At 66.6% G+C, this 26496-nt stretch carries 26 protein-coding genes; 9 read left to right on the top strand and 17 right to left on the bottom strand.

Annotated elements, in window-relative coordinates; genetic code table 11:
• The first annotated feature begins 21 nt into the window (after positions 1–21).
• From QX070_RS22905 to QX070_RS22895, 3 genes are all read left to right on the top strand, one after another.
• Complete coding sequence (locus QX070_RS22905; protein WP_315739453.1) at positions 22–648, top strand: CvpA family protein; 627 nt, start codon at positions 22–24, stop codon at positions 646–648.
• A gap of 59 nt (positions 649–707) precedes the next feature.
• On the top strand, positions 708–2204 hold the full coding sequence (gene purF / locus QX070_RS22900; protein WP_315739370.1) for an amidophosphoribosyltransferase: 1497 nt from the start codon (positions 708–710) through the stop codon (positions 2202–2204).
• A 283-nt stretch (positions 2205–2487) separates the two neighbouring features.
• On the top strand, positions 2488–3231 hold the full coding sequence (locus tag QX070_RS22895) for an SDR family NAD(P)-dependent oxidoreductase (protein WP_315739369.1): 744 nt from the start codon (positions 2488–2490) through the stop codon (positions 3229–3231).
• A 61-nt stretch (positions 3232–3292) separates the two neighbouring features.
• On the opposite strand, the gene QX070_RS22890 is transcribed toward QX070_RS22895, so the two are convergent.
• Genes QX070_RS22890 through QX070_RS22880 form a run of 3 tightly spaced genes read right to left on the bottom strand, consistent with a single transcriptional unit; the run spans position 3293 to position 5801 of the window.
• A complete protein-coding gene (locus QX070_RS22890) occupies positions 3293–3610 on the bottom strand; it encodes a hypothetical protein (protein WP_315739368.1) in 318 nt (105 codons plus the stop codon).
• A gap of 35 nt (positions 3611–3645) precedes the next feature.
• Positions 3646–4887, bottom strand: a complete 1242-nt coding sequence (locus tag QX070_RS22885; protein WP_315739367.1) for a patatin-like phospholipase family protein — start codon at positions 4885–4887, stop codon at positions 3646–3648.
• Complete coding sequence (locus tag QX070_RS22880) at positions 4884–5801, bottom strand: DUF3313 family protein (protein ID WP_315739366.1); 918 nt, start codon at positions 5799–5801, stop codon at positions 4884–4886. The genes QX070_RS22885 and QX070_RS22880 overlap by 4 nt, the downstream gene beginning before the upstream one ends.
• Positions 5802–5962: 161 nt before the next feature.
• Between QX070_RS22880 and QX070_RS22875 the strand changes: the two genes are divergently transcribed.
• The 3 genes from QX070_RS22875 to QX070_RS22865 all read left to right on the top strand — a co-directional run bounded on the left by QX070_RS22875 (position 5963) and on the right by QX070_RS22865 (position 9213).
• Positions 5963–6601, top strand: a complete 639-nt coding sequence (locus QX070_RS22875; protein ID WP_315739365.1) for a TetR/AcrR family transcriptional regulator — start codon at positions 5963–5965, stop codon at positions 6599–6601.
• A gap of 101 nt (positions 6602–6702) precedes the next feature.
• Positions 6703–7842, top strand: a complete 1140-nt coding sequence (locus tag QX070_RS22870; RefSeq protein ID WP_315739364.1) for a hypothetical protein — start codon at positions 6703–6705, stop codon at positions 7840–7842.
• 144 nt (positions 7843–7986) lie between these two features.
• Positions 7987–9213 (top strand): ABC transporter substrate-binding protein, encoded by a 1227-nt coding sequence (locus QX070_RS22865; RefSeq protein ID WP_315739363.1) that lies wholly within the window; start codon positions 7987–7989, stop codon positions 9211–9213.
• 99 nt (positions 9214–9312) lie between these two features.
• Here the strand turns inward: QX070_RS22865 and QX070_RS22860 are convergent, their stop codons facing one another.
• The 9 genes from QX070_RS22860 to QX070_RS22820 all read right to left on the bottom strand — a co-directional run bounded on the left by QX070_RS22860 (position 9313) and on the right by QX070_RS22820 (position 18886).
• Positions 9313–10533: a PLP-dependent aminotransferase family protein gene (locus QX070_RS22860; RefSeq protein WP_315739362.1), complete on the bottom strand. Its 1221-nt coding sequence runs from the start codon at positions 10531–10533 to the stop codon at positions 9313–9315.
• A gap of 136 nt (positions 10534–10669) precedes the next feature.
• Positions 10670–11923: a TCR/Tet family MFS transporter gene (locus QX070_RS22855; RefSeq protein ID WP_315739361.1), complete on the bottom strand. Its 1254-nt coding sequence runs from the start codon at positions 11921–11923 to the stop codon at positions 10670–10672.
• Between the two features lie 29 nt (positions 11924–11952).
• Positions 11953–13323, bottom strand: coding sequence for a ribosome biogenesis GTPase Der (der, locus tag QX070_RS22850; protein ID WP_315739359.1), 1371 nt, complete (start codon positions 13321–13323; stop codon positions 11953–11955).
• 82 nt (positions 13324–13405) lie between these two features.
• Positions 13406–13936: a hypothetical protein gene (locus QX070_RS22845; protein ID WP_315739357.1), complete on the bottom strand. Its 531-nt coding sequence runs from the start codon at positions 13934–13936 to the stop codon at positions 13406–13408.
• Between the two features lie 46 nt (positions 13937–13982).
• Positions 13983–14636 (bottom strand): tetratricopeptide repeat protein, encoded by a 654-nt coding sequence (locus tag QX070_RS22840; protein ID WP_315739356.1) that lies wholly within the window; start codon positions 14634–14636, stop codon positions 13983–13985.
• Between the two features lie 177 nt (positions 14637–14813).
• On the bottom strand, positions 14814–16406 hold the full coding sequence (locus tag QX070_RS22835) for a class I adenylate-forming enzyme family protein (RefSeq protein ID WP_315739355.1): 1593 nt from the start codon (positions 16404–16406) through the stop codon (positions 14814–14816).
• A 167-nt stretch (positions 16407–16573) separates the two neighbouring features.
• The gene (panB, locus tag QX070_RS22830; protein ID WP_315739354.1) at positions 16574–17398 is read right to left on the bottom strand and encodes a 3-methyl-2-oxobutanoate hydroxymethyltransferase; all 825 of its coding nucleotides are present in this window, start codon (positions 17396–17398) and stop codon (positions 16574–16576) included.
• A 2-nt stretch (positions 17399–17400) separates the two neighbouring features.
• On the bottom strand, positions 17401–17988 hold the full coding sequence (locus tag QX070_RS22825; protein ID WP_315739353.1) for an NnrU family protein: 588 nt from the start codon (positions 17986–17988) through the stop codon (positions 17401–17403).
• A gap of 301 nt (positions 17989–18289) precedes the next feature.
• Positions 18290–18886: a hypothetical protein gene (locus QX070_RS22820; protein ID WP_315739352.1), complete on the bottom strand. Its 597-nt coding sequence runs from the start codon at positions 18884–18886 to the stop codon at positions 18290–18292.
• A gap of 161 nt (positions 18887–19047) precedes the next feature.
• Here QX070_RS22820 and QX070_RS22815 point away from each other — a divergent pair, with 161 nt between their 5' ends.
• The 3 genes from QX070_RS22815 (at position 19048) to QX070_RS22805 (ending at position 21132) form a co-directional block, all read left to right on the top strand.
• A complete protein-coding gene (locus QX070_RS22815; RefSeq protein WP_315739351.1) occupies positions 19048–19779 on the top strand; it encodes an aspartate/glutamate racemase family protein in 732 nt (243 codons plus the stop codon).
• An 82-nt stretch (positions 19780–19861) separates the two neighbouring features.
• Positions 19862–20728, top strand: a complete 867-nt coding sequence (locus QX070_RS22810) for a S1C family serine protease (protein WP_315739349.1) — start codon at positions 19862–19864, stop codon at positions 20726–20728.
• Positions 20725–21132: a response regulator transcription factor gene (locus QX070_RS22805; RefSeq protein ID WP_315739348.1), complete on the top strand. Its 408-nt coding sequence runs from the start codon at positions 20725–20727 to the stop codon at positions 21130–21132. The genes QX070_RS22810 and QX070_RS22805 overlap by 4 nt, the downstream gene beginning before the upstream one ends.
• 42 nt (positions 21133–21174) lie before the next feature.
• Here the strand turns inward: QX070_RS22805 and QX070_RS22800 are convergent, their stop codons facing one another.
• The 5 genes from QX070_RS22800 to QX070_RS22780 all read right to left on the bottom strand — a co-directional run bounded on the left by QX070_RS22800 (position 21175) and on the right by QX070_RS22780 (position 26496).
• On the bottom strand, positions 21175–21708 hold the full coding sequence (locus QX070_RS22800; protein ID WP_315739346.1) for a GDSL-type esterase/lipase family protein: 534 nt from the start codon (positions 21706–21708) through the stop codon (positions 21175–21177).
• A 248-nt stretch (positions 21709–21956) separates the two neighbouring features.
• Positions 21957–23576: a peptide chain release factor 3 gene (locus QX070_RS22795; RefSeq protein WP_315739344.1), complete on the bottom strand. Its 1620-nt coding sequence runs from the start codon at positions 23574–23576 to the stop codon at positions 21957–21959.
• A 141-nt stretch (positions 23577–23717) separates the two neighbouring features.
• Positions 23718–24725, bottom strand: a complete 1008-nt coding sequence (locus tag QX070_RS22790) for an anion permease (RefSeq protein ID WP_315739343.1) — start codon at positions 24723–24725, stop codon at positions 23718–23720.
• Between the two features lie 14 nt (positions 24726–24739).
• Positions 24740–25384: a DUF47 domain-containing protein gene (locus QX070_RS22785; protein WP_315739342.1), complete on the bottom strand. Its 645-nt coding sequence runs from the start codon at positions 25382–25384 to the stop codon at positions 24740–24742.
• A gap of 143 nt (positions 25385–25527) precedes the next feature.
• Positions 25528–26496, bottom strand: a complete 969-nt coding sequence (locus tag QX070_RS22780) for a branched-chain amino acid ABC transporter permease (protein WP_315739341.1) — start codon at positions 26494–26496, stop codon at positions 25528–25530.

Raw genomic sequence — 26496 nt, 5'->3', positions numbered from 1 at the left:
ACAAGCGGACCTGAGCAGCCGATGCCGATAACGATCCTCGATCTCATCCTGCTCGGCGTGATGCTGGTGTCGGGGCTGCTCGCGATGGTCCGCGGCTTCATGCGCGAGATACTGTCGATCGCCGCGTGGGGCGCGGCGGCCCTGGTCACGCTTTATTCATTCTCGAAGCTGCTGCCGACCGCCAAGACCTATTTCAACAACGATACCGTCGCCAGCGTCGTGGTCGTTGCCGGTACTTTCGTGGGCACCCTGCTCATCGTCTCGGTGATCACGGTCAAGATCTCCGACATGATCCTCGATTCGCGCATCGGCGCGCTCGACCGCACCCTGGGATTCCTGTTCGGACTGGGCCGTGGCCTCCTGATCGTCGTCGTCGCCTTCCTGTTCTTCAGCTGGCTGGTACCGGACAAGCAGCGTCCGGACTGGGTCACCGGCGCCAAGTCCCGCGTGGTCCTGCAGGGAACCGGGGATTGGCTGATGTCGCTCTTGCCTGATGATCCCGAGAACACCATTTTAAAGAAATTCAAGAAGAACAAGCCGGACGACGACCAGACTGACACCGAGTCGCCCGGAGTGGGCGGCGATGGGTACAGCAAGCCTGCCCGCGACAGCTTGAAGAAGCTGATCGAGAAACCCGCGGCCAAGTGAGCCTAGCCCAGAAGAGAGGCGCGATGGACCAGCACCACGATTCTTCCGGCGAAGCCCAAATGGACTCCCACGCGGATCTGGACTTCGGACCTCAAGCCTACCTCAGAGACCCAGACCTTGACGGAGACACGCTGCGCGAAGAGTGCGGCGTGTTCGGCATTTATGGGCACAATGACGCCGCCGCGATCACCGCGCTCGGCCTGCATGCGCTCCAGCATCGCGGCCAGGAGGCAGCTGGCATCGTCTCCTACGATGGCGCACGCTTCCACAGCGAGCGCCGCTTGGGCCTCGTCGGCGACACCTTCTCCCGCCGCGAGGTGATCGAGCGCCTGCCCGGCAATGCCGCGATCGGCCACGTTCGCTACGCCACGACCGGCGCGACCATCCTGCGCAACGTGCAGCCGCTGTTCGCCGAGCTCAATGCCGGCGGCTTCGCGGTCGGCCACAACGGCAACCTCACCAACGGCCTCACCCTGCGCCGCGAGCTGGTGCGCGCCGGCGCCATCATGCAGTCGACCACCGACACCGAGGTGATCCTGCATCTCGTCGCGCACTCCCGCCGCACCAATTTCATCGATCGCTTCATCGAGGCGCTGCGCGCGCTCGAAGGCGCCTACTCGCTGGTCTGCATGACCAACAAGAAGCTGATCGGCGCCCGCGATCCCCTCGGCATCCGTCCGCTGGTCTATGGCGAGCTCGAAGGCTGCCCGATCCTGGCGTCCGAGACCTGCGCGCTCGACATGATCGGCGCGCGCTACATCCGCGACATCGAGCCGGGCGAGGTCGTGATCTTCGACGAGACCGGCGCCCACAGCCACAAGCCGTTCCCGCCGAAGCCGGCGCGTCCGTGCGTGTTCGAATACATCTACTTCGCCCGCCCCGATTCCGTGGTCGGCGGCCGCTCGGTCTACGAGGTGCGCAAGGCGTTCGGCGCGCAGCTCGCGCGCGAGAGCCATCCCGACGTCGACGTCGTGGTGCCGGTGCCGGACTCCGGCGTGCCGGCGGCGATCGGCTACAGCCAGCATTCCGGCGTGCCGTTCGAGCTCGGCATCATCCGCAATCACTATGTCGGCCGCACCTTCATCCAGCCGACCCAGGCGATCCGCGAATCCGGCGTGCGCATGAAGCACTCGGCCAACCGCGCCGCGATCGAGGGCAAGCGCATCATCCTGATCGACGATTCGCTGGTGCGCGGCACCACTTCGCGCAAGATCGTGCGCATGATGCGCGACGCCGGCGCCACGGAGGTGCATTTCCGCCTCGCCTCGCCGCCGATCCTCTACCCCGACTATTACGGCATCGACCTGCCGGACCGTGGCGGCCTCTTGGCGGCGACGCATTCGCTCGAGGAGATGCGCGAGCTGATCGGCGCGGATTCGCTGGCGTTCCTGTCGATCGACGGCATGTACCGCGCCATGGGCGAGCCGGCCCGTGATCCGGCCGCACCGAAATACTCCGACCACTGCTTCACCGGCAGCTATCCCACCCACCTCACGGACCAGGCGATGGTCGAGTCGACCCAGCATCAGCTGTCGCTGTTGGCCGAGGCGAGCTGAGGTTCTTTCCACACGCAGTCATTCCGGGGCGATGCGCAGCATCGAACCCGGAATCCCGAGCTTGCTGATCCCCGTATCATCTCCAGATTCCGGGTTCGAGGCCTGCGGCCTCGCCCCGGAATGACGATGCGTCGTGAGCTGTCGTCCCGGCCAAAACCGGGACCCATCATCGCCAGCCGTCCTTGGCGGGCAGGACTAGCCACAGACAGCCAACTCCCTCATAACCGCCGCGGAGTATGGGTCCCGGCTTTCGCCGGGACGACGACGTCAGAGATTTGCGACCATGACCCTTCCCCTCGCCAACCGTATTGCCCTCGTCACCGGCGCCTCGCGCGGCATCGGCCATGCGACCGCCCGCGCGCTCGCCCGCGCCGGCGCCCATGTCGTGGCCGTCGCCCGCACCCAGGGCGGGCTGGAGGAGCTCGACGACGAGATCCGGAAAGAGACCGGCAACGGCGCCACCTTGGTGCCGCTCAGCATGACCGACAACGACGGCATCGCCCGGCTCGGCGCCGCGCTGCACGAGCGTCACGGCAAGCTCGACATTCTCGTCGGCAATGCCGCCGTGCCCGGCCCGTCGTCGCCGCTCGGCCATATCGACCTGAAGCCCTGGAACGACGTCGTCGCCGTCAACCTCTCCGCCAACTTCCAGCTGATCCGCTGCATGGAGCCGCTGCTGAAGGCCTCCGACGCCGGCCGCGCGGTGTTTCTCACGTCAGGTGCCGCCCACAAGGCCCAGGCCTATCTCGGCCCCTACGCCGTCACCAAGGCCGCGCTGGAGACGCTGGCACGGGTGTGGGCGCACGAGACCGAGCGGACGCCGCTGCGCGTGAACCTGTTCAGCCCGGGCCCGATCCGGACCCGCATGCGCGCCACGGTGTTCCCCGGCGAAGATCCGATGACGCTCGAAACGCCCGAGCAGGTCGCCGAGTTCATCGTGCCGATGTGCCTGCCGTCGTGGACCGAGACCGGCAAGCTCTACGAGTACAAGACGCGCACCCTGAAGAGCTTCCAGCCGCCGGCGTAGCCCTGCGCAACCACCGTCATTCCGGGGCAAGGCCGCAGGCCTTGAATCCGGAATCTCGTTGTTATCTTGCGGTCGGATTGGCGGCAGCAGAGTTCGCCGCGGAAGGCTTGGCCGCCGCAGCCTTGTCCGCAGACGCCTTCGCCGCAGCCGGCGCCTGACGATCGCGCACTGCCGTCAGCTCCTTGCGCAGCTTCTCCTGCTGCTCCGGCGTCAGCACCGGGCGCTGGTCGTCATGCGGCACGTCGTTCACCGGGAGATAGTTGTACGTATTGCCGTACTGCGCCGTGTCGGACGATGGCGTCGTGCCCGAGGTCGCGCAGCCGCCGAGCAGCACGGACGTCAACAGCGCCGCACTCCCCAGCGCCGAACGCAAGGTCACGTGTCGCGCAAATGGCAAGCAGGTCTGACGGAAGTTCATCGCGCGGCCGCCGCCATCGTGCGCGTGGCCCCCTGCGCCGTGATGCCGTGCTCGTTGGACTGCAGCCCCGGCAGGCTCTTCACCCAGGGATAGCCGCGCTGGCCCATGTCGTGGCCGCGATCGAACAGCGCAGTCATGTAGGTGCGATCGAACGGGCCGTCGGCCTTGACCTGGAAATCGGCCGGCACGCTGGCGAGGTTGAAGTCGATGCCGTTGAACTTCGCCACCGAGTAGATGCGGTAGATGTCGCCGATGCCCTGGTTCTTGATCAGGGTCGACAGCGAGCGCTGCGTCACCGAGAGCACGTCGGCGCCGACGCTGTCCCATTGCGGATCGATGCGGGCGTTACGGATGACGTAGAGATGTGCGCCGCTCACGCTCCTGCGCGGGCCGCGGCCGGAGACGAGGCGCAGCACCGAGGGACCGATGAACACCTGCCGGGTGACACCGCCGTCGACATGCAGCTCGTCGTAGTCCTTGTCGCCGATCCGCACCTTGATGCGAACCGGGGCGAAGGCGCCCGGCACGGTCGCGGAGGCCAGCAGCACCTGACGGAACAGGGCGATCGCCTCTGGCGTATCGGCTGCTGCGATGCGGCCCATGTCCCACAGCACCGGACGCTGCGCATCGAGATTGGTGGTGCCGACCAGCAGCACCCGGCCCTTGCTGCTCTCGCGCGCGACGTCGCGGAGAAACTCGCGATCGACATATTTCTCGATCAGCCGCGACAGCGGCGTGTTGTCGGCCAGCGCCGAGCCCTGGAGCAGGCCGGGAATGTTGACCGTGAAAATGTCCTTGCGCTCATAGGCGGTGAAGATTTCGCGCAGCTTGTCATCGTGCTCGCGCCCCAGGAAGACGAACGGCGCGATCAGCGCGCCGGAGCTGACGCCCGTCACCATGTCGAACGACGGCCGGTTCCCGGCCTCGCCCCAGCCGGCCAGAAGCCCGGCGCCGAACGCACCGTTCTCGGCGCCACCGGAGATCGCGAGGAAATTCAGCGGACGCGAGATCGGGATTTCGGCCGACGCGCGCGACATCGCGGCCTCGGCAAAGCGCGGCGCCGGCTCATCACCCCAGTAGCGGACGTTGCGGAAGCCGACCGGGTCGGCGCTGACGGCAGCCGCTTCCGGCAGCGCGTTGCGCGGCATGATGGCTGCGCAGGCCGCCAGCAGCAGCGACGCGGCGAACGCGAGCAGGATGCGCGGGACAAGCGCGCGGAACGAGGCGGCAGACTTCATCGCGACGCTTGCTGCTCCACGCTTGCGATCTCCGGCGACGGCTGCGGCGCGTCGGGCCTGGCCTCGTCAGCGCCCTTGTCAGTCCAGCCCGGCGGCAGGCCCAGACCGGCACCGACAAAGCCCTTCAGGCCGGGGAAGCGTCCGTACTGCTCACATGCGGCATATTTGGGAGCGCCACCCAGCTTGGCCGGCACGCTCGACACCGAAGGCAGCGAGGCCAGCGACGGGACGCCTGAGAACGGCGACTCGCCGGTCGACACCAGCTTGGCGAAGTCGGCGCCGAACTCGGAAGCGAGGTCGTAGGCGTCGCCGTCATTGGCCATCCGCGCATTGGAGACCGAGTTGGCGCCGCGCGCCCACACCATCGCGGCCTTCTGGAAGCCGGCAAAGTCGCGCGCCTCGGCCTCGACGGACAGCGTGCCGAGCCCGACCGGCAGCCGGGGCACCGGCACGGGAACGCCCGGCAGCGCGACGCTCTTGGCGATGGACGCCGCCTGCGAGGCTGCCGATGCGGTCGCGTTGGTCGCCGTGGCATGGGTGACGGTCGCCTTGACCGTCAGATCCGCCTCCTCGCGGGGTCCGACGATCTGGAATCGCTCGCTGAGACGCAGGCACATTTCGCGGCTGATGACGTTGGCCACCAGCTTGCGCTCGTTCTCGTCGAGGGCGATGTCGGGACGCGGCGGAAACGCGGTCGGCTCGATCCGGATCGTCTTGGCCTCGAGCAGCTCCTTCTTGTTGGCCTTGATCTGCGCGCGCGTCACCAGGCCGTTGGCATCGGCGAGGCGATCGTAATTCTTGAGCGAGCCGGCCCGCTCGAGCGGAGCAGTGGCGCAGCCGGCCGTTGCCAGCGCCAGGGAAATCAGGGCCGTCGACTTCAGCGGAGCGAGACGCATCGTAGCGGGGAGACCCATTGATAGATAGCTCACTCTAATTAAGTCTCACAAGCAGCAGCGCTTGTCCAACTAAACTAGATCAAATTCTCTAGATTAGAGCGGCGAGAAATATTATTTTATATTACAAGCAGTTGGCGGAAACGACGAATGTGGCGAGAGTTGGCCCGACGGGAAGCGCGATGAGAAAGGTCGATCCGGTCAAGCACGAGCAGAAGCGCCAGGGGATTCTCCAGGCCGCCCTGTCGTGCTTCGTCAGGAACGGATTCCACGGCGCCAGCACCACCGACATCTGCGCTGCGGCGAAGATCAGCCCGGGCCACCTCTATCATTACTTTCCCAGCAAGGAGGCGATGATCCAGGCGCTGGTCGAGCAGAATCTGAGCCACGCTGCATCGCGCCTCCAGGCAATCCTGGCCTCGCCCGACGTGATCGACGCCCTGGTGCAAGAGCTCGAGAGCGCCAGCATTCACCAGCCGCAGGCCCAGGTCCTCAGCGCCGAGGCCTTGGCCGAGGCCTGTCGCAATGCCGACTTTGCCGCCATCGTCCACGCGCATGCGCGCGCGATGCGGGCGCTGCTGGTCGACTTCCTCACCAAGGCACAGGGCCGCGGCGAGGTCGATCCCCGCCTCGATCCCGAGGCGACCGCGAACATCCTGTTCGTGATCGTCGACGGTGCACGTGCGCTGCCGATCCGCAATCCGGCGGTCGATATCAAGCAGAGCAGTGAGCATCTGCGGCTCATGCTGACGCGCTTTCTGCGGCCGCCCACGTTGCCGACGCCGCCGAAAAAGGAAGCTGTGGAGCAGGCGCCCGTCTGAGCCTGCCGATCGGCGTCCCCCCGCGCGATTGACACTCCGCCATGCTCGCGATTGACTGCGCTCATAAGCGGATGACGGCAGCACATATCGGGGAGGACGGTATGACGCGAGCACGACGCGGACGCGCGACAAGGCCTGCCCTGGTCATTCTGCTGTTCGCCGTTGCGGCCGGCAACGTCCTCTTCTCTCGCAGCACCAGCGCCGCAGCGGAGGTGCCCGCGTTCGCGGTCGAGCCGTCCTGGCCGAAGCAGCTCCCCAACAACTGGATCCTCGGCCAGGTCGGCGGCATCACGGTTGATCACCAGGGCCACATCTGGGTCATTCACCGGCCGCGCTCGCTGACCGACGACGAGAAAGGCGCCACGCTCAATCCGCCGCGATCGAAATGCTGCATGCCGGCGCCCCCGGTGCTCGAATTCGATACCGACGGCAATCTCTTGCGCGCCTGGGGCGGCCCGGGCCCGGGCTATGAATGGGTCGGCCGCGAGCATGGCATCGAGGTCGACGAACGCGGCTTCGTCTGGATCGGCGGCAATGCCGACAATGACAACGCCATCCTGAAGTTCACGCTCGATGGCAAGTTCGTCGCTCAGATCGGAACGATGGCGCCGAGCAAGGGCTCCAACGACACCACCCAGCTCGGCAAGCCCGCGGAGACAGCGATCGACAAGGAGGCGAACGAGATCTACGTCGCCGACGGCTACGGCAACCGCCGCGTCATCGTGTTCGATGCCACCACCCTCGCCTACAAGCGGCATTGGGGAGCCTACGGCCATGTCCCTGATGATGCCAAGCAGCCACCGTATGATCCCAAGGCACCGGTCGCCCAGCAGTTCGGCAATCCCGTGCACTGCGTGAAGATCGCCGACGATGGTCTCGTCTATGTCTGCGACCGCATCAACGACCGCATCCAGGTGTTCAGGAAGGACGGGACATTCGTGACCGAATGGTTCTTCGAAAAGAACACGCTCGGCAATGGCGCGGTGTGGGACATCGCGATCTGGCCGGATCCGAAGCAGACCTACCTGCTGTCTGCCGATGGCGAGAACAACGAGATCCGCATCATCAGGCGGGATGACGGCAGCGTGGTTGGCAGCTTCGGCCACAATGGCCGCAATGCCGGCCAATTCCATTGGGTGCACGCGATGGCTGTCGACCGGCAGGGCAACGTTTATACCGCCGAGGTCGACACCGGTAAGCGCATCCAGAAATTCCGGCTGACCTCGGACGCCCTGCGTTAACGCTCAAGCGAAACGCACAAACCTTGCGCGCGTCTCGCGCCTTTTGGCGCATTGCCGCAACTCACAAGACCGGCTATCCAGGGAGATCGACGGCAAAGGGCGCCCAAGAAGCCCCGCCGTGACACGACACCAGGGAGGACTTCGATGACAACGTCTCATACGCGGCGGATGGCCGCGTTGCTTGCTGCCACCACGCTCAGCTTTGCCGGCTCCGCCTTCGCCGACGACAAGGTCGTCAAGATCGGCGTGCTCAACGACATGTCCAGCCTGTATGCCGACATCGGCGGGCCCAACTCGGTCGCAGCCGTCAACATGGCGGTCGAGGATTCAGGCCTGAAGGCCAAGGGCTGGACCATCGAGGTCATCAGCGGCGACCACCAGAACAAGCCCGACGTCGGCGTCAACATCGGCCGGCAGTGGATCGACACCCAGAAGGTCGACGTGATCATGGACACGCCGAACTCCGGCGTGGCGCTGGCCGTCTCCAATCTGGTCAAGGAGAAGAACTCGATCCTCCTGAACTCCGGCGCGGCCACTGCCGACCTCACCGGCAAGGCCTGCAACGCCAACACGATCTCGTTCACCTACGACACCTACATGCTCGCCAATGGCACCGGCAAGGCGCTGACCAAGGCCGGCGGCGACACCTGGTTCTTCCTCACCGCCGACTACGCCTTCGGCCATGCGCTGGAGCGCGACACCTCCGCAGTCGTGACCAGCAGTGGCGGCAAGGTGCTGGGCTCGGTGAAGCACCCGCTCAACACCGCCGACTTCTCGTCCTTCCTGCTGCAGGCGCAATCGTCGAAGGCGAAGGTCATCGGGCTTGCCAATGCCGGCGGCGACACCACCAACTCGATCAAGCAGGCCTCGGAATTCGGCATCGTCCAGGGCGGCCAGAAGCTCGCCGCACTGTTGTTGTTCGTCAACGACGTGCATGCGCTCGGGCTCAAGGTCGCGCAGGGCCTGACCTTCACCGAGTCGTTCTACTGGGACCTGAACGAGCAGACCCGCACCTGGTCCAACCGCTTCCAGAAGCTGTCACCGAAGGGCACGATGCCGTCGATGACGGTGGCCGGCGTCTACGCCGGCGCGCTGCACTACCTGAAGACGCTCGAGGCACTCGGCGGCAATCCGCATGACGGCGCCAAGGTCGTGGCCAAGATGAAGGAGATTCCGACCGACGATCCGCTGTTCGGCAAGGGCCCGCTGCGCGCCGACGGCCGCCGCCTGATCCCGGCCTATCTGTTCGAGGTCAAGAAGCCCGAAGAGTCCAAATATCCGTGGGACTACTACAAGCTGATCGCCAAGATCGCGCCTGAGGATGCCGCCAAGCCGCTCGAGGCCAGCGAGTGCCCGCTGGTGAAGAAGTAAGCCGATAGCTCCGATGCGGGATGCGGTGGATTAGCATCGCGTCCCGCCAGTGCCGCTGCGCAGACGATACGACATTCGCTGCGCAGAATCACGTCATCGTCAGCGCAGCAGACTCGCGAGGCGGCCGATGCCTTCCTCGATCACGGCTTCCTCGGGCAGCGAATAGGACAGGCGGATCGTGTTGGTGCCGCTGCCGTCGTGGAAGAAGGCAGCCCCGGGAACGAACGCCACCTGGGCCTGATTCACGGCCCGGTCGAGCAAGGCGGCACCGGACACGCCGTCCGGCAGGGTGAGCCAGACGAAGAACCCGCCGTCGGGGCGCGTCCACCTCGCTTCTGACGGCATCTGTGCCTCGAGTGCCCTCAGCATCGCATCGCGCTTGAGCCGATAATGCGCGCGCGCCCGTGCGATCAGCCCGGCATGCCCTCCGTCTTTCACGAGCCTGTGCATCACGATCTGATTGATCGCTGACACGTTGAGGTCGCTCGCCTGCTTGATGAGGACGAGACGGCTGATGATGGCGCGCGATGCACAAACCCAGCCGATGCGCAGGCCCGGCGCGACCGTCTTCGAGAACGTTCCGAGATGGATGACGCGGGAAGCATCGAGCGAGCCGCGGCGACGGACGTCCAACGACTGCAGCGACGGCATCTCGTCGCCGTCGAAACGCAAGGCAGAATAGGCGCTGTCCTCCAACACCGGCACGTCCAGCTCGCCGGCGAGATCCAGGACATCGGCGCGCGCCGAACGCGACAGCGTCTCACCGGTCGGATTGGCAAAGTCCGGCACGACATAGACGAACTTCACGCGCGCCCCCGCAGCTTCTTTCGCGGCTTCGTCCGCGTAGGAGGCCGGGGTGCGGTTCGCAGCGCGTGGACCGATCGAATCGTAACGCGGCTCGTAGGCCGAAAAGGCCTGCAGCGCGCCAAGATAGGTGGGAACGGTGACGAGCGCCGTATCCGCGGGCGTGAGCAGCAGCTTGCCGAGAAAATCGAGTGCCTGTTGCGATCCCGCGGTGACGAGGATGTTGTCTGGCGAGGCCGCTATGCCCTGCGTGGTCATGTGCTCGGCGATCCACTGGCGAAGCGGACCGTAGCCCTCGCTGACCGCATATTGCAGAGCAGCGGAAGCCACGTCGGGCGACGCCAGCGCATCGGCATAGACCTGCGCCGCCGCTGCTGCAGGAAACAGCGCGGGATCGGGGATGCCGCCGGCGAACGAAATCATGCCGGGCCGCTCCAGCACCTTGAGCAGCTCGCGGATCTCCGATGCCTTCATGCGATCCGCGCGGCGCGCGTAGACGGGCTTCCAGCTCACCAATATTCCTCCCCTGATCCGGCTATTTATGTCAGCATTATTGACCTATTTTAAAGCGTGTGCAATCCCCGTCCCGCGAGGGCGCGAGAGCTGCATCGGTGGAGTCACCGGATGAGAACCTTCAGGCCGGCGCGCTAGTCTAGCTGCTCTTTGCCGAGGACAGCGTCCGCACCGCAATCAGGAGAGCGACGATCAGCAACGCCGACGCCAGCAGGAACGGCGCGCCGGGTAGATGCGCCGGCGCGGCCGCTCCGATGAAATAGGCAAAGGTCAGCGTGAACAGGAAGGGACCTGCGAGCTGGGCCACGCTCTGCACGCTCGACGTCGCGCCCTGTAGCTGGCCCTGTCTGTCCGGTGGGACGAGGCGGGTCATCAAAGCCTGCATGGCCGCGCCCGAGACGCCCCACAGCGCCATCACGGGAATGCCGAGCCAGCTCAACGGCCCGGTCGGCGCAAGGCCGAAGATCAGGAAGCCCACCGTCCCCGCGGACAGGCCGAGCATCAGCGCGCCGCGCTCGCCGAGCAGGCGGACGATCAGCCCCACCGCCCCGCCCTGCACCACCATGGCGCAGATGCCGACCATCGCCAGCGTCAGCCCGACCGTGCGCGTATCCCAGCCATAGCGATAGGTCGCGTAGAGCACGAAGGTCGACGGCAGCACGACATGAGCGAGCTGGGTGATGAAGTTGACGACCGACAGTCCGCCGAGGATGCGATCCGAGCGCAGCAATTGCAGCGCGCCGAGCGGGCTCGCGGCTCGCCATCGGAACGGACTGCGCCGCTTTGACGGCAGCGATTCCGGTAGCACCAGAAGTCCGTACAGCGCGTTGGCGAAGCCGAGCGCGGCTGCAGCCCAGAACGGCAGCCGCGGGTCGATGTCGCCGAGCAGGCCGCCGGTGGCAGGACCGAGCACGAAGCCCGCGCCGAACGCCGCGCCGATGCGCCCGAAGATCGCCGCACGCCGGTCGGGCGGCGTCAGGTCGGAGATGTAGGCGAAAGCCGTCGAGATGCTGGCCGAGGTGACTCCGGAGATCAGGCGCCCCACGAACAGCCACGCGAGCGACGGCGCCAGCGCCATCAGCACGTAGTCCGCGGCCAAGCCGAAGTTCGACAGCAGGATCACCGGCCGCCGGCCGAAGCGGTCGGACAGGCTGCCGAGCACCGGCGAGAACACGAACTGCATCAGCGCCCAGGCGGTGCCGAACAGGCCGAAGATGCGGGCCGCCTGCGCAGTGTCGTTGCCCACGAAGCTCTCGATCAGCTTCGGCAGGATCGGCATGATCAGCCCGAGCGCGAGCATGTCGAGCAGGATGGTGACGAAGATGAAGGCGACGGCGCCGCGGCGTGGGGCCGTCGCATCTTCTGTCGCGACGCTCGGCGGGCTTGCTTCCATGGCCGGACCGCTTCCGCTGACGCAACTGATCAGTTCGGCCGCTTGCGCTTGTGCGCGAACGGGTTGGCCTTCTCGCGCAGCGTGATGCGCACCGGCGTGCCCGGCAGCTCGAAGGTCTCGCGCATCGAGTTGGTGAGATAGCGCAGGTACGATTGCGGGATCGCGTCGGCCCGCGAGCAGAACAGCACGAAGCTCGGCGGCCGCGCCTTGGTCTGGGTGATGTAGTTCAGCTTGAGCCGGCGGCCCGACACCGCCGGCGGCGGGTTGTCGGCGATCGCCTGCTCGAACCAGCGGTTCAGCGCCGCGGTCGGCACGCGCCGGTTCCAGATCGCGTAGGCTTCGACGATCGCCTGCATCAGCCGGTCGATGCCCTCGCCCATCAGGCCCGACACCGCCACGATCGGCGCGCCCGCGACCTGCGGCAGCCAGTGGTCGGCATCGCGGCGCAGCATCGAGATCTGGCCGGGGTTGCCGTCCATCAGGTCCCATTTGTTGACGGCGATGACCAGCGCACGCCCCTCGCGCTCGATCAGATCGGCGATGCGCAGATCCTGCTCCTCGAAGCGGTTCTGCGCATCCATCATCAGCACGACCACCTCGGCGAAGCGCACCGCGCGCAGCGCATCGGCCACCGACAGCTTCTCCAGCTTCTCCTCGATGCGCGAGCGCCGGCGCAGACCTGCGGTGTCGAAGATGCGGAAGCCGCGGCCCTTCCACTCGATTTCGACCGCGATCGAATCGCGCGTCGTACCGGCCTCGGGACTCGTGAGCAGCCGCTCCTCGCCGAGCAGATGGTTGATCAGGGTCGACTTGCCGGCGTTGGGACGGCCGACGATCGCGACCCGGATCGGCCTGTTGGCGCGCTCCTCGTCGGTCTCCTCGTGCTCGTCCTCCTCATCGTCCGTGGGCGGCACGAGCTTGCTGACGGCGTCATAGAGCTCGCCCATGCCCTCGCCGTGCTCGGCCGAGATCTGGATGGGATCACCGAGGCCGAGCGCGTAAGATTCCATGGCGCCGAGCTCGCCATGCTTGCCCTCGCTCTTGTTGGCGAGCAACAGCACCGGCTTGTCGGCGCGGCGGGCGAAATCGGCGAAGGCGCGGTCGGCGGGCGTCAGGCCGATGCGGGCATCGATCACGAAGAACAGCGCGTCGGCGAGCGCGATCGCGGTCTCCGTCTGCTCCTGCATGCGCGCGGTCAGCGAGCCCTTCGGCCCCTCGTCGAGGCCGGCGGTGTCGATGATCGTGAAGTTGAGATCGAACAGCTTAGCTTCGCCCTCGCGGCGGTCGCGCGTGACGCCCGGCATGTCGTCGACGAGCGCCAGCTTCTGCCCGACCAGACGGTTGAACAGGGTCGACTTGCCGACGTTGGGCCGGCCGATGATGGCGATGGTGAAGGGCATGATGATCCGTGCGCGTGAGCGCGCAGCTTTAGCGCATTCGGCCGCAAAACCGAACGGGCGATCCGCCGATTCGCAGGTGAGATTAACGGCTGAAGGAGCCGCTCGGCATCGGCGCCGGGAAGCCGCCGCCGGATCGCTGGGCCGCCGGCTGCTGCGCCGGGGCAGCATCATCCGGCGGTGGTGCCGTGGTGCGGCGGCGCACGATCTTCTTGGGCTTCGGTGCCGGCGGAACGGCGGCAGCGCCCTCCTCGACCGCGGCAGCCTCGCCATCCTGCGGATCGGCCGTCGTCGGGTTGTTCACGGCCGCCTGCCGCCGGCCCTTTCTACCCTTGGGCTCCTCCACCGGAGGCGCCGGCGGCGTAGCCGCCTGAGCGCCCGGGTCGGTCATCGGCTGCTGCTGGGCACCCTTGTAGAGTTCCTTCGGCACGCCCTGCTCGAGACCCGGCACGCCCTCCGGGAACACCGGCTTGCGGTCGCCCGGCAGCTTCTTCTTGGTGTCCAGGAAGTCGAGCATGTCCGAGGGGTCGAAACTTCCCCCACTCGCGCAGCCGCCCAGCACGCCGGAAAGCGCAATGAGGACCGTCAGGGCAATGGCACGTTGGGCGCGGCGCATGATCGTCGTTCCAATCAACTCGGTTTCGCCGTCGCGAGGTCCGCGATCAGCTCTTGGCGACTGCAGGCAACAGCGCCTGCAGCGCTTCAGCGCGCGAGCGCAGGCCCGGCGGGGTCTCACCATCCAGCGCAATCATGTCGAGCCATTGGCGGGCCGCCGCGGCATCATTGGCCTTCCACGCCGACAGCGCCAGCAATTCGCGGGCGGCGTGGCGGAACGGCGCGCCGGGCGCAGTTTCGCCTTCGAGGCGCTGCTTGAGGTCGGCGTAAGGCGCCGTATCGGCCAGCAGGCCGGCCGCGCGCAGCCGCGCCATCGACTGCTGCTCGGCCCCGATGCTGCGGTCGGCGGCGAGTTCGTCATAGAGCTTCACGGCAGCCGCCTTGTCGCGCATCGCGGCCTCGGCGGCCTGGTGGAAGCGGGCCAGCATGCGGTATCCCGATGGGGCCGTGGCCGCGACATCCGCAAAGGCCTTCTCCGCCTCGGCATGCTTGTTCTGCTCGGAGAGTTCGAGGGCCTTGTTGAAGGCCGAGCCGGCTTCGGCCGCCTTCTGACCCTCGAGATACTGGTAGCCGCGCCAGCCGCCGACGCCGGCGATGATCAGCACGGCAATGGCGATGATCAAGATCGAGTAGCGGTCCCACAGCTTCTTGAGCTGTTCCCGACGGACCTCCTCGTCTACTTCATCAATGAATTCAGACACCTAAGGACATCCCGTCAGGTTCGCTGCGAGCGCGCGCGCATGGGTTTGAAGTGCCGCGCGAGCGGCCCGTTGCCCGCGCGCCGGCGCCGATACCGCATCGGCATGGCGGTGGCAAGGCGAGTCCAGCCGAATCAAGGCGTTACTCCCCGGTTCTGCCACAAGGTCCGAACGCGGCTATCACGCCGTCAAGGCCTCGCGCAACTGCCGTTTCATCACCTTGCCGTTGGCGTTGCGCGGCAAAGGGTCCACGGTCACGGTCAGGGTTTCCGGGACCTTGTAATCCGAGACCCGCTCGGCGCACCAGCTGCGCAGGGCTTCGGCGCTCATCGGCTCGCGGGTCACGACCACCGCGTGCACCCGCTCGCCGAGCACCGGACATGGCCGGGCGATGATCGCGCTCTCGACCACCGCCGGGTGGCTCGCCAGCACCGATTCGACCTCGGCCGAGTAGATCTTCAACCCGCCGCGGTTGATCATGTCCTTCTGCCGGTCGAACACCCGGACGAAATTGTCGGCATCGATCGAGCCGAGGTCGCCGGAGTGCCAATAGCCGGCGGTAAAGCTCTCGGCAGTGGCCTCGGGCCGGTTCCAATAGCCCTTGATGACCTGGCCGCCGCCGATCCAGATCTCGCCGATCTCGCCGCGCGGCAGCTCCCGCCCCTGCCCGTCCATCACCAGGATGCTGGCGCCCGGACACGGTAGCCCGACGCTGTCGATCTGACGGGCGGTGAGATCAGACGGCATCAGGGTCGCCGGCGAGGTAGTCTCGGTCGAGCCATAGGCGTTGACCAGCCGCAGGCCGGGGATCTTGGCTGCGAGCTTCTCGATGGTCGCGACCGGCATCGGCGCGCCGCCGAAGCCGCCGATCCGCCACGACGACAGATCATGACTGTCGAAGTCGCGCTGCAGCAGGCAGAGATTGTACATCGCCGGGACCATGACCGTGTAGGTCACGCGCTCGCGCGCCGCGAGCTTCAGATACTCGCCGGCCTTGAACTCCGGCATGATGATCAAGGTGCCGGCGCAGCGCGCCATGCTGGTGATGTTGGCGACGACACCGGTGACATGGCCGAGCGGCACGGCGGCGATCGAGCGGTCGGCGGGCGTCAGCCCCAGGCACGCCTCGTAGATCATCGAGGAGTGCACGATGTTGCAATGGGCGAGCATCGCGCCTTTCGGCCGGCCAGTGGTGCCGGAGGTGTAGAGGATCATCGCAGTGTCCTCTTCAGTCACCTCGACGTGATTTTCGTGCGCGGCATGATCGGCCAGCGCTGCAAAATCCGACCGCGCCGGACGATCGTCGACGGCAATGCGAGCCGCCAACTCTGGCGTCTCGGTGGCGGCCGGCAACCGGTCGGCCAACGCCGCCTCGTGCAGCAGCAGCCGGGCGCCGCAATCGTTCAGCACATAGGCGATTTCCGGCGTCTGCTGCCGGGTCGACAGCAGCACCGTGATCAGCCCGAGCTTGGCCGCAGCAAACAGCGTGAGCACGAATTCCATGCGATTGCCGAGCAGCACCGCGAGCCGGTCGCCCTTCTGCAATCCCCTCGCCTGCAGCCCGCCCGCGATCCGCGCCGCAGTCGCCATCACCTCGCGCCACGACAGCCGCACGGCCCCGTAGACCAGCGCCTCGCCGTTGCCGTTGCGCTCCACCGCTTCTTCGACCATGGCCCAGATGTTCGCGGGCCGCTCCGTGAACAACGGAACCACGCGATCGCCGAAACGGGCTTCGCGCCGCATCGGCGGCGTTACATAGGTCGACCAGTCCATGGAGTTTCCCCGAGCTTGGCTTCTTGTCGTTGTTCGCCGCGATGCGGACCAGCCTGAAACATAACCAAGGGATGACGCGCTTGGCTATCTCCGCCAGCGCCGGAGATTCATCCCGTGACGCCGCGCGCACCACCGCGCCAACGGGACGACCAAGCGAGAGGCGCCCATCAGGTCTTTGACCTCATTCCGTAGACATGTTCCGCCGCCGGAAACGCACGGGTACGCACGTCGGCCGCGTAGCGTTCGATCGCCTCGTCGATCGCCGGACCGAGATTGCCGTAGCGGCGGACGAATTTCGGCGCCCGCGGCGACAGGCCGAGCATGTCCTCCAAAACCAGCACCTGGCCGTCGCAGGCGACGCTGGCGCCGATGCCGATGGTGGGGATCGCGATCTGCTGCGTGATCTTGCGCGCCAGCGGCTCGGCCACGGCCTCGATCACCACCGAGAACGCGCCGGCTTGTGCGATCGCCGCAGCGTCGTTCTCGATCGCAGCCCAATCCGCCTCATCGCGGCCCTGGGCACGGAACGAGCCGAGCGTATTGATCGATTGCGGCGTCAGGCCGATATGGCCCATCACCGGAATGCCGCGCTCGCTGAGGAAGGCCACCGTCTCGGCCATCCGCGCCCCGCCCTCGAGCTTGACCGCGCCGCATTGCGTCTCCTTCAGGATCCGCACCGCCGCATGAAACGCCTGCTCCTTCGACGCCTCGTAGGAGCCGAACGGCATGTCGACCACCACCAGCGCCTGGCGCGAGCCGCGCATCACGGCGCAGCCCTGCAGGATCATCATTTCCAGCGTCACCGGCACAGTGGTCTCGAAACCGTGCATCACATTCCCGAGGGAATCGCCGACCAGGATCACATCGCAATGGCGATCCACCAGCGCCGCGGTATGGGCGTGGTAGGACGTCAGCATCACGATCGGCTCGCCGCCCTTGCGGGCGCGGATCTCGGGAGCCGTCTTGCGCCGGACGGTCGACTGCACCGACATCGCTAACCTCCGATGACAGGAATGCCGAGCACGACAGGATGGAACGCGAAGGCCAGCGCGGCATAGACGATGATGCCGACCACCACCGCGATGACGTCGTTGCCGATGCCGCCGACCGGAATCGGCGGTCCGCCGGCATCAGCGCGGCGCTTCAGCGAGATGCGGTCGAACACGGCCCAGGCCAGGATCGAGCCGAACAGGATGATGCCGCCGAGGTCGCCATTGCTGAGCAGGTGGCCGAACGCCCACAGCTTCACGCCCGCCAGCATCGGGTGCTTCAGCACGGTGTAGATGCGGCCGCGGATATAGGCGGCGACGATCATGATCATCGCCGGCAGCATCAGGGCGAGATTGATGTGCTTGAGCGCCTTCGGCGGCGTCCAGACCTGGATCCAGCCGCCGCCATGGCGGTACTCGGCAAAACCCCAGACGATCAGGGCGAGGCCGGCAAGGGCCACGACCGTATAGACGAGCTTGTAGGTGCTCTCACCCAGCCGCGCGATGACCTGCGCGCGCGCCCCGCGCCGGGTCGTGAACACATGGGCGCCGAGAAACAGCACCAGCCCCACCACCATCACCAGAAGTCCCACGGCGTCCCCCTTCGCATGCACACGACCTGTGCGTGGGCATCGGTATCATTTCCGGGGGCGGCCTCGCAACGTGGCGCGGAGACCGCCTGCAAGCCGCACGCTGCCGATTCGCCATCACACATCGTCATTCCGGGGCGACGCGTCAGCGTCGAACCCGGAATCCCGAGATTGGTTTGCGTTCTTCGCAACCATATCGAGATTCCCCGCTGCGCAATCGCCCAGCTGAGGTTCGCACGCGTTGCGTCCGTCCCGAATGATCGGTGGGTGGGGTTCGCGCCGTGCGAGACGGCGCGGCAGGGCGCTATTGCCGCTCCGACGTGTTCTTCAAATCCCGGTTGTCGACATAGCGGATCGCGATCGGCCGCCCCGCCAGCGCGCCGCCGAGGCCTTTTGTGAACTTCAGCGGCAGGCAGCCGTCGAGCGAGGCATTGATGGCCTTCAAATAGGTCGCGCGCGTGTCGGCCGGCGCGCCTGAGGTCACGAAGGTCACGCGCGGCGGCGAGATCATCTCGCCGGTCCGCTTGAAGCTGAAGCGCACCGTCATCTGCATCCCCGCGCGGGCGCTGTCCTCCGGCGGCGGCGTCCAGCATGCGCGCAGCGCCGCGAACAGATCGCCGATCGTGTCGAGATCGTGATCCGGCTTCTGATATTTGGCTTCCTGATCCTTGGCGGGCCGGCTCTCGATCGTGAGTTGCAGGTTCTGGCCATAGGGATAGTTCATCTCGGGAATACAGGGCCACGGCCCGAAGACGCTGCAGAACGACGGCGTGCACGGCTGCTCGTCGAGCACGCTGCACGGCGTGTGCGCGAACGGCACCGGATTGATCTGCTGGCGGCGCGCGTCGGCGGCGGCCGGAGCGGCCACCATCAGCAGGAGGAGCACGACGACACGGAGCATGGGACTCTCGGGCTGGGATGGACTTCAAGCTGGATCCGATCGCAGAATTCGCAAGCTCAATCCCGTTCACGTCTGCGCGTTCTGCGCCGCGAACGGCTCTCGACCGTAACAGCGGAACTCGGCTAGAACACGGCAGGATGCGACAGCAGACGGACGCGACGATGAGCCGCCACAGCGAAACCGTGATCAACGTCATCAACCCGAACATGACGGCGACGATGACCGAATTGATCGCCAAGGCGGCCCAGGGCAGCGCAAGCCCGTCGACGCGGATCGTCGGCCGCACCGCGCGGTTCGGTGCCGCCTCGATCGAGGGCCATTACGACGAGGCGATTGCCGCGGTCGGCATGCTCAAGGAGGTCGAGGCCGGAGACGCAGAAGGTTGCCACGCCCATGTGATCGCCTGCTTCGGTGATCCCGGCCTGCTCGCCGCGCGCGAATTGTCGGCTGTGCCGGTGCTCGGCATCGCTGAAGCTGCGATGCATGCGGCGAGCTTCGTCGCCACCCATTTCAGCATCGTGACCACGCTGTCGCGCACCAAGGTGATCGCCGAGCACCTCGTGCGCAATTACGGCATGGAGCAGCATTGCCGCAGGGTGCGCGCGGTCGACGTCGCCGTGCTCGACCTCGACAAGCCCGAGGCCAATGTCCGCGGCACGCTGCTGGGCGAATGCCGGGCGGCGCTGCGCGAGGACGGTATCGGCGCCATCGTGCTCGGCTGCGCCGGCATGGCCGATCTCGCGCACGACCTCTCGACCGAGCTCGGCATCCCCGTGATCGACGGCGTCGCCGCCGCCGTCCGCTTCGCCGAGGCGCTGGTCGGGCTGGGGCTGAAGACCTCGAAGCACGGCGATCTCGCCTTCCCACTGCCGAAAGCGCGGACGACGCTCTGAAGCCGGTCGACTACCTGATCGGGTAGTTTCGAAACCGCTTCGGAGACGCCAAATTGGGACCAGACCCATTCTGGAGCGTCCCATGTCCGATCCGTCCGCCCTCGTCTCGCTATCGTCGGCATTGACGACCGCCGTCGCGCAAGCCGCGCCTGTGGTCCTCACCGTCTCCTCGCACCGCAGCCGCGCCACGGGCTTCGTCTGGAAGCCGGGCCTTGTCGTCACCGCCGACGAGGCGCTGGCGGACGAAGGCGAAATCGTGCTCGTCTTTGCCGATGGCACGCAAAGGCCGGCCACGGTGGCGGGCCGCGACCACACCACCGACATCGCCCTGCTCCGCTTCGATGGCGGCACTGCGGGACCGGCCCAACTCTCCGGCGAGATGCCCGCGCTCGGCTCGCTCGCGGTCATCGCCGCTGCCGAGCACGGCACGCCAACGGCCGCGCTCGCGATGGTGTCGAAATCCGCCGGTCCCTGGCGCAGCCTGCGCGGCGGCGACATCGATGCGCGCATCGAGCTCGACACCAGGCTGCGGCACAGCGCCGAAGGCGGCCTGGTGATCAACGCCGACGGTCATGCGATCGGCATGGCGGTGCGCGGCCCGCGCCGCACGCTCGTCATTCCCGCGGCCACGATCGAACGGGTCGCCGCGAAGCTCGAGACGCATGGTCGCATCGCTCGCGGCTATCTCGGCGCCGGCCTGCAGCCGGTCCGGCTCGATGACGGCATCGGCGCGATGATCATGAGCCTCGACAAGAGCGGCCCGGCCGCGGCCGCCGGCCTGCGCCAGGGTGACGTCATCACCGCTCTCAACAAGGAGCCGTTCAGGGGCATGCGCGCGATGATGCGCGAACTCGGTCCGGACAGCGTCGGCGCCGTCGTCGAGGTCGCAGCGCTGCGTGCCGGCGAGCCGGTGCAGTTCGCCCTGACCATCGGCGAGAGGCCGGCGTGAGCGAGGAGGCGCGCGCGCCGATCAGGATCGCGATCGCGGTCGACGATGCCGAACTGGCCGACCGGCTGGCGGCGCTGCTCGGCAATGTCACGGGCCTGACGCTGGTCGCGCCCGGCGAGAGCGCCGACGTCGCCGTCGCGCCGTTGCGTGGCAGTGATGAGGCTCGCAGCGGCGACGACAGGATCGACGGCGCCGCGACCGATGATTTTCAGCTCACCGCGCGCGAGCGCGACGTGCTGGCGCTGATGGCCGAGGGTTGCTCCAACAAGGAGATCGCGCGCAGCCTCGGCATCTCCGTGCACACCGCCAAATTCCACGTCGGCTCGCTGCTCGACAAGCTCGACGCCACCGGCCGCACCGATGCGGTCGCGCATGCGGCAAGGCGGGGGATCATCGAGCTGTGAGACCGCAGGCCGGCGCGGCGCGCTTCGCGACCTCGCGGCGAGCTACTTCCGCAAGCCGCTCAACACCCGCGGCAACAGGGCTGCGGCCAGCATGCGATAGCCGTCCGGCGTGAGGTGCTGGCCATCGACCTGATGCGGCAGGCCACGGAACATGCCGTTCTCGACCATCACGACCTTGATCCGGCGCTGCGCGGCCTTGGCCAACATGGCGCTGATGCCGCTGGCGCGCTGGTCGCCGACCCCTTTGCGGGCGTCGTTGCCGCCGGGCTGCAGCACCAGCACGCGGGTTGATCCATCGACCGCGCTGTCGAAGCGGGACAGCATCCCGGCGGTGGTATCACCGTTGATGCCGGCGTTGGCGACGCTGACCCGAACGCCCTTGCCGTGGAGCATGGCCTCGAGCTGGGCCGGAAAGTCCTCGCCGCGATTGACGCCCTTGCCGTAGGTGTTGCTGGCGCCGAGCGCGACGACCTCGGCCGCATCAGCCGTTGCGATCGTCGCCGACGCAAGTCCACACACAGCGAACAGTGCAATCATCTGCCGCCGCATAAGACGGCCAATCGATCCCGCCGGCATGTCCATCTCCCTCGCCTGTTGATGAGAGGAAGACTAGCGCGCCGATGACCTGACGAAAAGCGCGCGGCGTTACCGGGTATCATCCCACAGCAACGGCGAGGCTCGCGGTGAGGGAGCGCATGTCTTTTCGTCATTCCTGGCGCCCGCAGGGCGAGCCGAGATTCCATCGGGCGGCGGAACAAGAGGCGAAATGGATTGCGGACTCATCGCTGCGCGATGCCCCGGAATGACGAGAGAGTGTCGGGCGGCTACGCCTTCTTCTTCACGTCCTTGACGTTGGAGAACACGATGCCTTCGGCGCGCTCCTTGGTGTAGCCGAGATAGAACTCGTTCTTGGCCAGGAACACCGGATCGCCGTCGACGTCGTCGGCGACGCCGGAATTGTTGGACGCGATGAACGCCTCCAGCTTCTTCTTGTCGTCGCAGGAGATCCAGCGTGCCAGCGAGAACTCGGAGATCTCGAATTCGACGGGCAGCGAATACTCGGCATCGAGCCGCGCCTTGAGCACGTCGAGCTGCAGCGGGCCGACCACGCCGACCAGCGCCGGCGCGCCGTCGCGCGGACGGAACACCTGCACGACGCCCTCCTCCGACATCTGCTGCAAGGCTTCCTTCAGCTTCTTCGCCTTCATCGCGTCGGTGAGGCGGACGCGACGGACGATTTCCGGCGCGAAGCTCGGCACGCCGACGAAGGTCAGGTCCTCGCCCTCGGTCAGGGTGTCGCCGATGCGAAGCGAGCCATGGTTGGGAATGCCGACGACGTCACCCGCAAAGGCTTCGTCCGCGACCGAGCGGTCCTGGGCGAAGAAGAATTGCGGGCTCGACAGCGGCATGGTCTTGCCGGTGCGTACCAGCTTCGCCTTCATGCCGCGGTTGAGCTTGCCCGAGCACAGCCGCGCGAACGCGATGCGGTCGCGGTGGTTCGGGTCCATGTTCGCCTGGATCTTGAACACGAACGCGCTCATGCGCGGCTCGGCGGCATCGACCTTGCGCAGGTTCGACTCCTGCGCGCGCGGCGACGGCGCGTAGCGGCCGAGGCCCTCCAGGAGGTCGCCGACGCCGAAATTGCGCAAGGCGCTGCCGAAATAGACCGGGGTCAGATGGCCCTCGCGGAATGCCTCCAGGTCGAACGGCTTGCAAGCTTCCTTGACCAGCTCGAGCTCGTCGGTGATCTGGCTCATGTCGAGATTGGCGTTGAACTTGCCGAGCTCCGAAATCGCGATCTGCTGCGCGGCGCCGGTCTTGGCACCGCCGCCTTCGAGCAGGCGCACGCCGCCGTCGCGGATGTCATAGGTGCCGATGAAGTCGCGGCCGCGGCCCACGGGCCAGGTCATCGGCGTGGTGTCGAGCGCCAGCGTCTTCTCGATCTCGTCCAGCAGATCGAAGGTGTCGCGGCTCTCGCGGTCCATCTTGTTGATGAAGGTGATGATCGGGATGTCGCGCAGGCGGCAGACCTCGAACAGTTTTCGCGTGCGCGCCTCGATGCCCTTGGCGGCGTCGATCACCATCACCGCGGAGTCGACCGCGGTCAGCGTGCGGTAGGTGTCCTCGGAAAAGTCCTCGTGGCCCGGCGTGTCCAGGAGGTTGAAGACCAGCCCCTCGAACTCGAAGGTCATGACCGAGGTGACGACGGAGATGCCGCGCTCGCGCTCGATCTTCATCCAGTCCGAGCGGGTGTTGCGGCGCTCGCCCTTGGCCTTGACCTGGCCCGCGAGATTGATGGCGCCACCGAACAGCAGCAACTTTTCCGTCAGCGTCGTCTTGCCGGCGTCCGGATGCGAGATGATGGCAAAGGTGCGCCGGCGCGCCACCTCGTCGGACAAGGCGGTGCGGGCGGGCTGTTCGGTCGTGACGGCAGTATCGGACATGAGGCGGCAGGCGTCGTTTCAGGCCAGAGAGCGGGCGATTTACGGGAAAGGCGCGGGATCTCGGCCGCCGCGCGCCCTCCATATAGGCGTTTTGCACCGCAACTCCAACCGGCGAGTTGAGCCCGGCCGGGCCGATCCGGATCAGTGCCGGAGCACCGACACCAGCCAGAACGTCAGCGCCGCGACGATCGCCGAGGCCGGAATCGTGAAGACCCAGGCATAGACGATCGATCCGGCCACGTTCCAGCGCACCGCGGAGGCACGGCGGGCGGCGCCGACGCCGACGATGGCCCCGGTGATGGTGTGGGTGGTCGAGACGGGCACGCCGAGGAAGGTCGCCAGGAACAGCGTGATCGCGCCGCCGGTCTCGGCGCAGAAACCCTGCATCGGGTTCAGCTTGGTGATGCGCAGGCCCATGGTGCGGACGATGCGCCAGCCGCCCATCAGGGTGCCCAGCGCCATCGCCGCCTGGCACGACAGCACGACCCAGAACGGCACCGTGAACTCGTTGCCGAGATGGCCCTGCGAATACAGCAGCACGGCGATGATGCCCATCGTCTTCTGCGCGTCGTTGCCGCCATGGCCGAGCGAATACAGCGAGGCCGAGGCGAATTGCAGGATGCGGAAGGCGCGGTCGACCGCGAACGGCGTCGAGCGCACCGAGGCCCAGGACACGATCGCGACCAGGACCATCGCCAACACCAGCCCGACCAGCGGCGACAGCACGATCGCGAGCACGGTCTTCGACAGGCCGCTCCAGACGGCGGCCGAGATGCCGGCCTTGGCGACCCCTGCCCCGACCAGGCCGCCGATCAGCGCGTGTGAGCTCGACGAGGGAATGCCGGCCGCCCAGGTGACGAGGTTCCAGACGATGGCGCCGACCAGGGCCGCGAAGATCACCTGGGCGTCGACGATGGCGGGATCGATGATCCCTGTACCGATGGTCTGCGCGACGTGGAGGCCGAACACCGCGAACGCGACGAAATTAAAGAATGCGGCCCAGAACACCGCATATTGCGGCCGGAGCACGCGGGTCGAAACGATGGTCGCGATCGAGTTGGCGGCGTCGTGCAGGCCGTTCAGGAAATCGAAGGCGAGCGCAACGGCGATGAGGCCGACCAGGATCGGAAGGCCGAGTTGAGCGTCCACGGCGCGGCCCTACCCTAGACCTGTTCGATCATGATCGAATTGATCTCGTTGGCGACGTCGTCGAAGCGGTCGGCGACCTTCTCCAGATGGTCGTAGATCTCGGCGCCGACGATGAAGTCCATAGTATTGGCCTTGCGGTGCTTGAGGAACAGCTCCTTCAGCCCGATGTCGTGGAGGTCGTCGACCCGGCCCTCGAGCTTGGTCATCTCCTCGGTGATCGCGGTGATCATCGGCACGTTCTGGCCGATCGCCTGCAGCAACGGCAGCGCGCGGCCGATCAGATTGGCGCAATCGACCAGCAAGGTGCCCATCTCGCGCATGGTCGGCTCGAACTCTTTGACCTCGAACAGCACCACGGCCTTGGCGGTCTGCTGCATCTGGTCGATGGCATCGTCCATCGAGGTGATCAGGTTCTTGATGTCGCCGCGGTCGAACGGGGTGATGAAGGTGCGGCGGACCGCGGTCAGCACTTCGCGGGTGATGTTGTCGGCCTCGTTCTCGAACTGGCTGACGCGCTGGCAGTGGGCGAGGATGTCGTCACCGCCCTGCAACATGTCCTGCAGCGCATGGGCGCCCTGAATCACCACCTTGTTGTGGCGGGCGAACAAATCGAAAAACCGCTCCTCCCGCGGGAGGACGGCGCGAAACCAGTGCAGCATGGGACGAGATCCATCCATTCCGAAACGGGCCAGGGCCGGCCCGTCACAGAACTGTCATACTCCGGATCGCGCACCAGCAGAAGCGGTGGCCGGTTCATCCACCGCTTTCTGCCCTTTCGACGATCTCTTTTCAGATCAACGGCTTAAAGGGATCGTTTGAACAGATGGGCGATTTCGCCGACCACGCCGCGGCGGAAGGTGAGCACGCAGGCGACGAAGATCACGCCCTGGATCACCGTCACCCACTGGCCGAAGCCGGACAGATATTGCTGCATGCCGACGATCACGAACGCGCCGACGACGGGGCCGAATACGGTGCCGAGCCCTCCGACCAGGGTCATGAGCACGATCTGCCCCGACATCGCCACCTCGACGTCGGTCAGCGAGGCGTTCTGGGCGACGAACACCTTCAACGCGCCAGCCAAGCCGGCCAGCGTCCCGGACAGAATGAAGGCGAGCAGCTTGTAATGGTCGGTCTTGTAACCCAGCGAGATCGCCCGCTGCTCGTTCTCACGGATCGATTTCAGCACTTCGCCGAACGGCGAGTTGATGGTGCGGAAGATCAGCAGGAAACCGGCGAGGAAGCCGACCAGCACGACGTAATAGAGCACCGTCGGCCTGGACAGGTCGAGGATGCCGAACATCCGCCCCTGCGGAATGCCCTGGATGCCGTCCTCGCCATGGGTGAACGGCGCCTGCAGATAGATGAAGTACAGCAGCTGCGACAGCGCCAGCGTGATCATCGCGAAATAGATGCCCTGGCGGCGGATCGAGATGTAGCCGGTGATCACCGACAGGACGAACGATCCGGCGACGCCTGTGAGGATGCCGAGCTCGGGCGGCAGCCCCCACACCTTCAGCGCGTGGGCGCTGCAGTAGCCGGCCGTTCCCAGGAACATCGCGTGGCCGAACGACAGCAGGCCGCCATAGCCGATCAAGAGGTTGAAGGCGCAGGCGAGCAGCGCGAAGCACAGCGCCTGCATGACGAAGAACGGGTACAGCCCGGTCCACGGTACGATCGCCAGCAGCGCCGCCATGATGACGAACACGATCATCTCGTCGCGCATCGCGCGCGGGGTGATCGGCAGGGTCGTGTCGGTGATGGATGTCAT

Source organism: Bradyrhizobium sp. SZCCHNR1093 (assembly GCF_032381175.1).
Lineage (GTDB): Bacteria > Pseudomonadota > Alphaproteobacteria > Rhizobiales > Xanthobacteraceae > Bradyrhizobium.
This window is presented reverse-complemented; position numbering and strand designations above follow the sequence as displayed.

What these genes read in the sequence shown, in the direction of transcription:
- panB (WP_315739354.1), bottom strand. Translation starts at nt 17,398, where the DNA reads ATGTCGGTGCAGTCGACCGTCCGGCGCAAGACGGCTCCCGAGATCCGC.
- QX070_RS22810 (WP_315739349.1), top strand. Translation starts at nt 19,862, where the DNA reads ATGTCCGATCCGTCCGCCCTCGTCTCGCTATCGTCGGCATTGACGACC.
- purF (WP_315739370.1), top strand. Translation starts at nt 708, where the DNA reads ATGGACTCCCACGCGGATCTGGACTTCGGACCTCAAGCCTACCTCAGA.
- QX070_RS22785 (WP_315739342.1), bottom strand. Translation starts at nt 25,384, where the DNA reads ATGCTGCACTGGTTTCGCGCCGTCCTCCCGCGGGAGGAGCGGTTTTTC.
- QX070_RS22820 (WP_315739352.1), bottom strand. Translation starts at nt 18,886, where the DNA reads ATGCTCCGTGTCGTCGTGCTCCTCCTGCTGATGGTGGCCGCTCCGGCC.
- QX070_RS22845 (WP_315739357.1), bottom strand. Translation starts at nt 13,936, where the DNA reads ATGCGCCGCGCCCAACGTGCCATTGCCCTGACGGTCCTCATTGCGCTT.
- QX070_RS22835 (WP_315739355.1), bottom strand. Translation starts at nt 16,406, where the DNA reads ATGGACTGGTCGACCTATGTAACGCCGCCGATGCGGCGCGAAGCCCGT.
- QX070_RS22855 (WP_315739361.1), bottom strand. Translation starts at nt 11,923, where the DNA reads ATGGAAGCAAGCCCGCCGAGCGTCGCGACAGAAGATGCGACGGCCCCA.
- QX070_RS22795 (WP_315739344.1), bottom strand. Translation starts at nt 23,576, where the DNA reads ATGTCCGATACTGCCGTCACGACCGAACAGCCCGCCCGCACCGCCTTG.
- QX070_RS22800 (WP_315739346.1), bottom strand. Translation starts at nt 21,708, where the DNA reads ATGCCGGCGGGATCGATTGGCCGTCTTATGCGGCGGCAGATGATTGCA.
- QX070_RS22815 (WP_315739351.1), top strand. Translation starts at nt 19,048, where the DNA reads ATGAGCCGCCACAGCGAAACCGTGATCAACGTCATCAACCCGAACATG.
- QX070_RS22865 (WP_315739363.1), top strand. Translation starts at nt 7,987, where the DNA reads ATGACAACGTCTCATACGCGGCGGATGGCCGCGTTGCTTGCTGCCACC.
- der (WP_315739359.1), bottom strand. Translation starts at nt 13,323, where the DNA reads ATGCCCTTCACCATCGCCATCATCGGCCGGCCCAACGTCGGCAAGTCG.
- QX070_RS22905 (WP_315739453.1), top strand. Translation starts at nt 22, where the DNA reads ATGCCGATAACGATCCTCGATCTCATCCTGCTCGGCGTGATGCTGGTG.
- QX070_RS22885 (WP_315739367.1), bottom strand. Translation starts at nt 4,887, where the DNA reads ATGAAGTCTGCCGCCTCGTTCCGCGCGCTTGTCCCGCGCATCCTGCTC.
- QX070_RS22895 (WP_315739369.1), top strand. Translation starts at nt 2,488, where the DNA reads ATGACCCTTCCCCTCGCCAACCGTATTGCCCTCGTCACCGGCGCCTCG.
- QX070_RS22780 (WP_315739341.1), bottom strand. Translation starts at nt 26,496, where the DNA reads ATGACATCCATCACCGACACGACCCTGCCGATCACCCCGCGCGCGATG.
- QX070_RS22870 (WP_315739364.1), top strand. Translation starts at nt 6,703, where the DNA reads ATGACGCGAGCACGACGCGGACGCGCGACAAGGCCTGCCCTGGTCATT.
- QX070_RS22875 (WP_315739365.1), top strand. Translation starts at nt 5,963, where the DNA reads ATGAGAAAGGTCGATCCGGTCAAGCACGAGCAGAAGCGCCAGGGGATT.
- QX070_RS22880 (WP_315739366.1), bottom strand. Translation starts at nt 5,801, where the DNA reads ATGGGTCTCCCCGCTACGATGCGTCTCGCTCCGCTGAAGTCGACGGCC.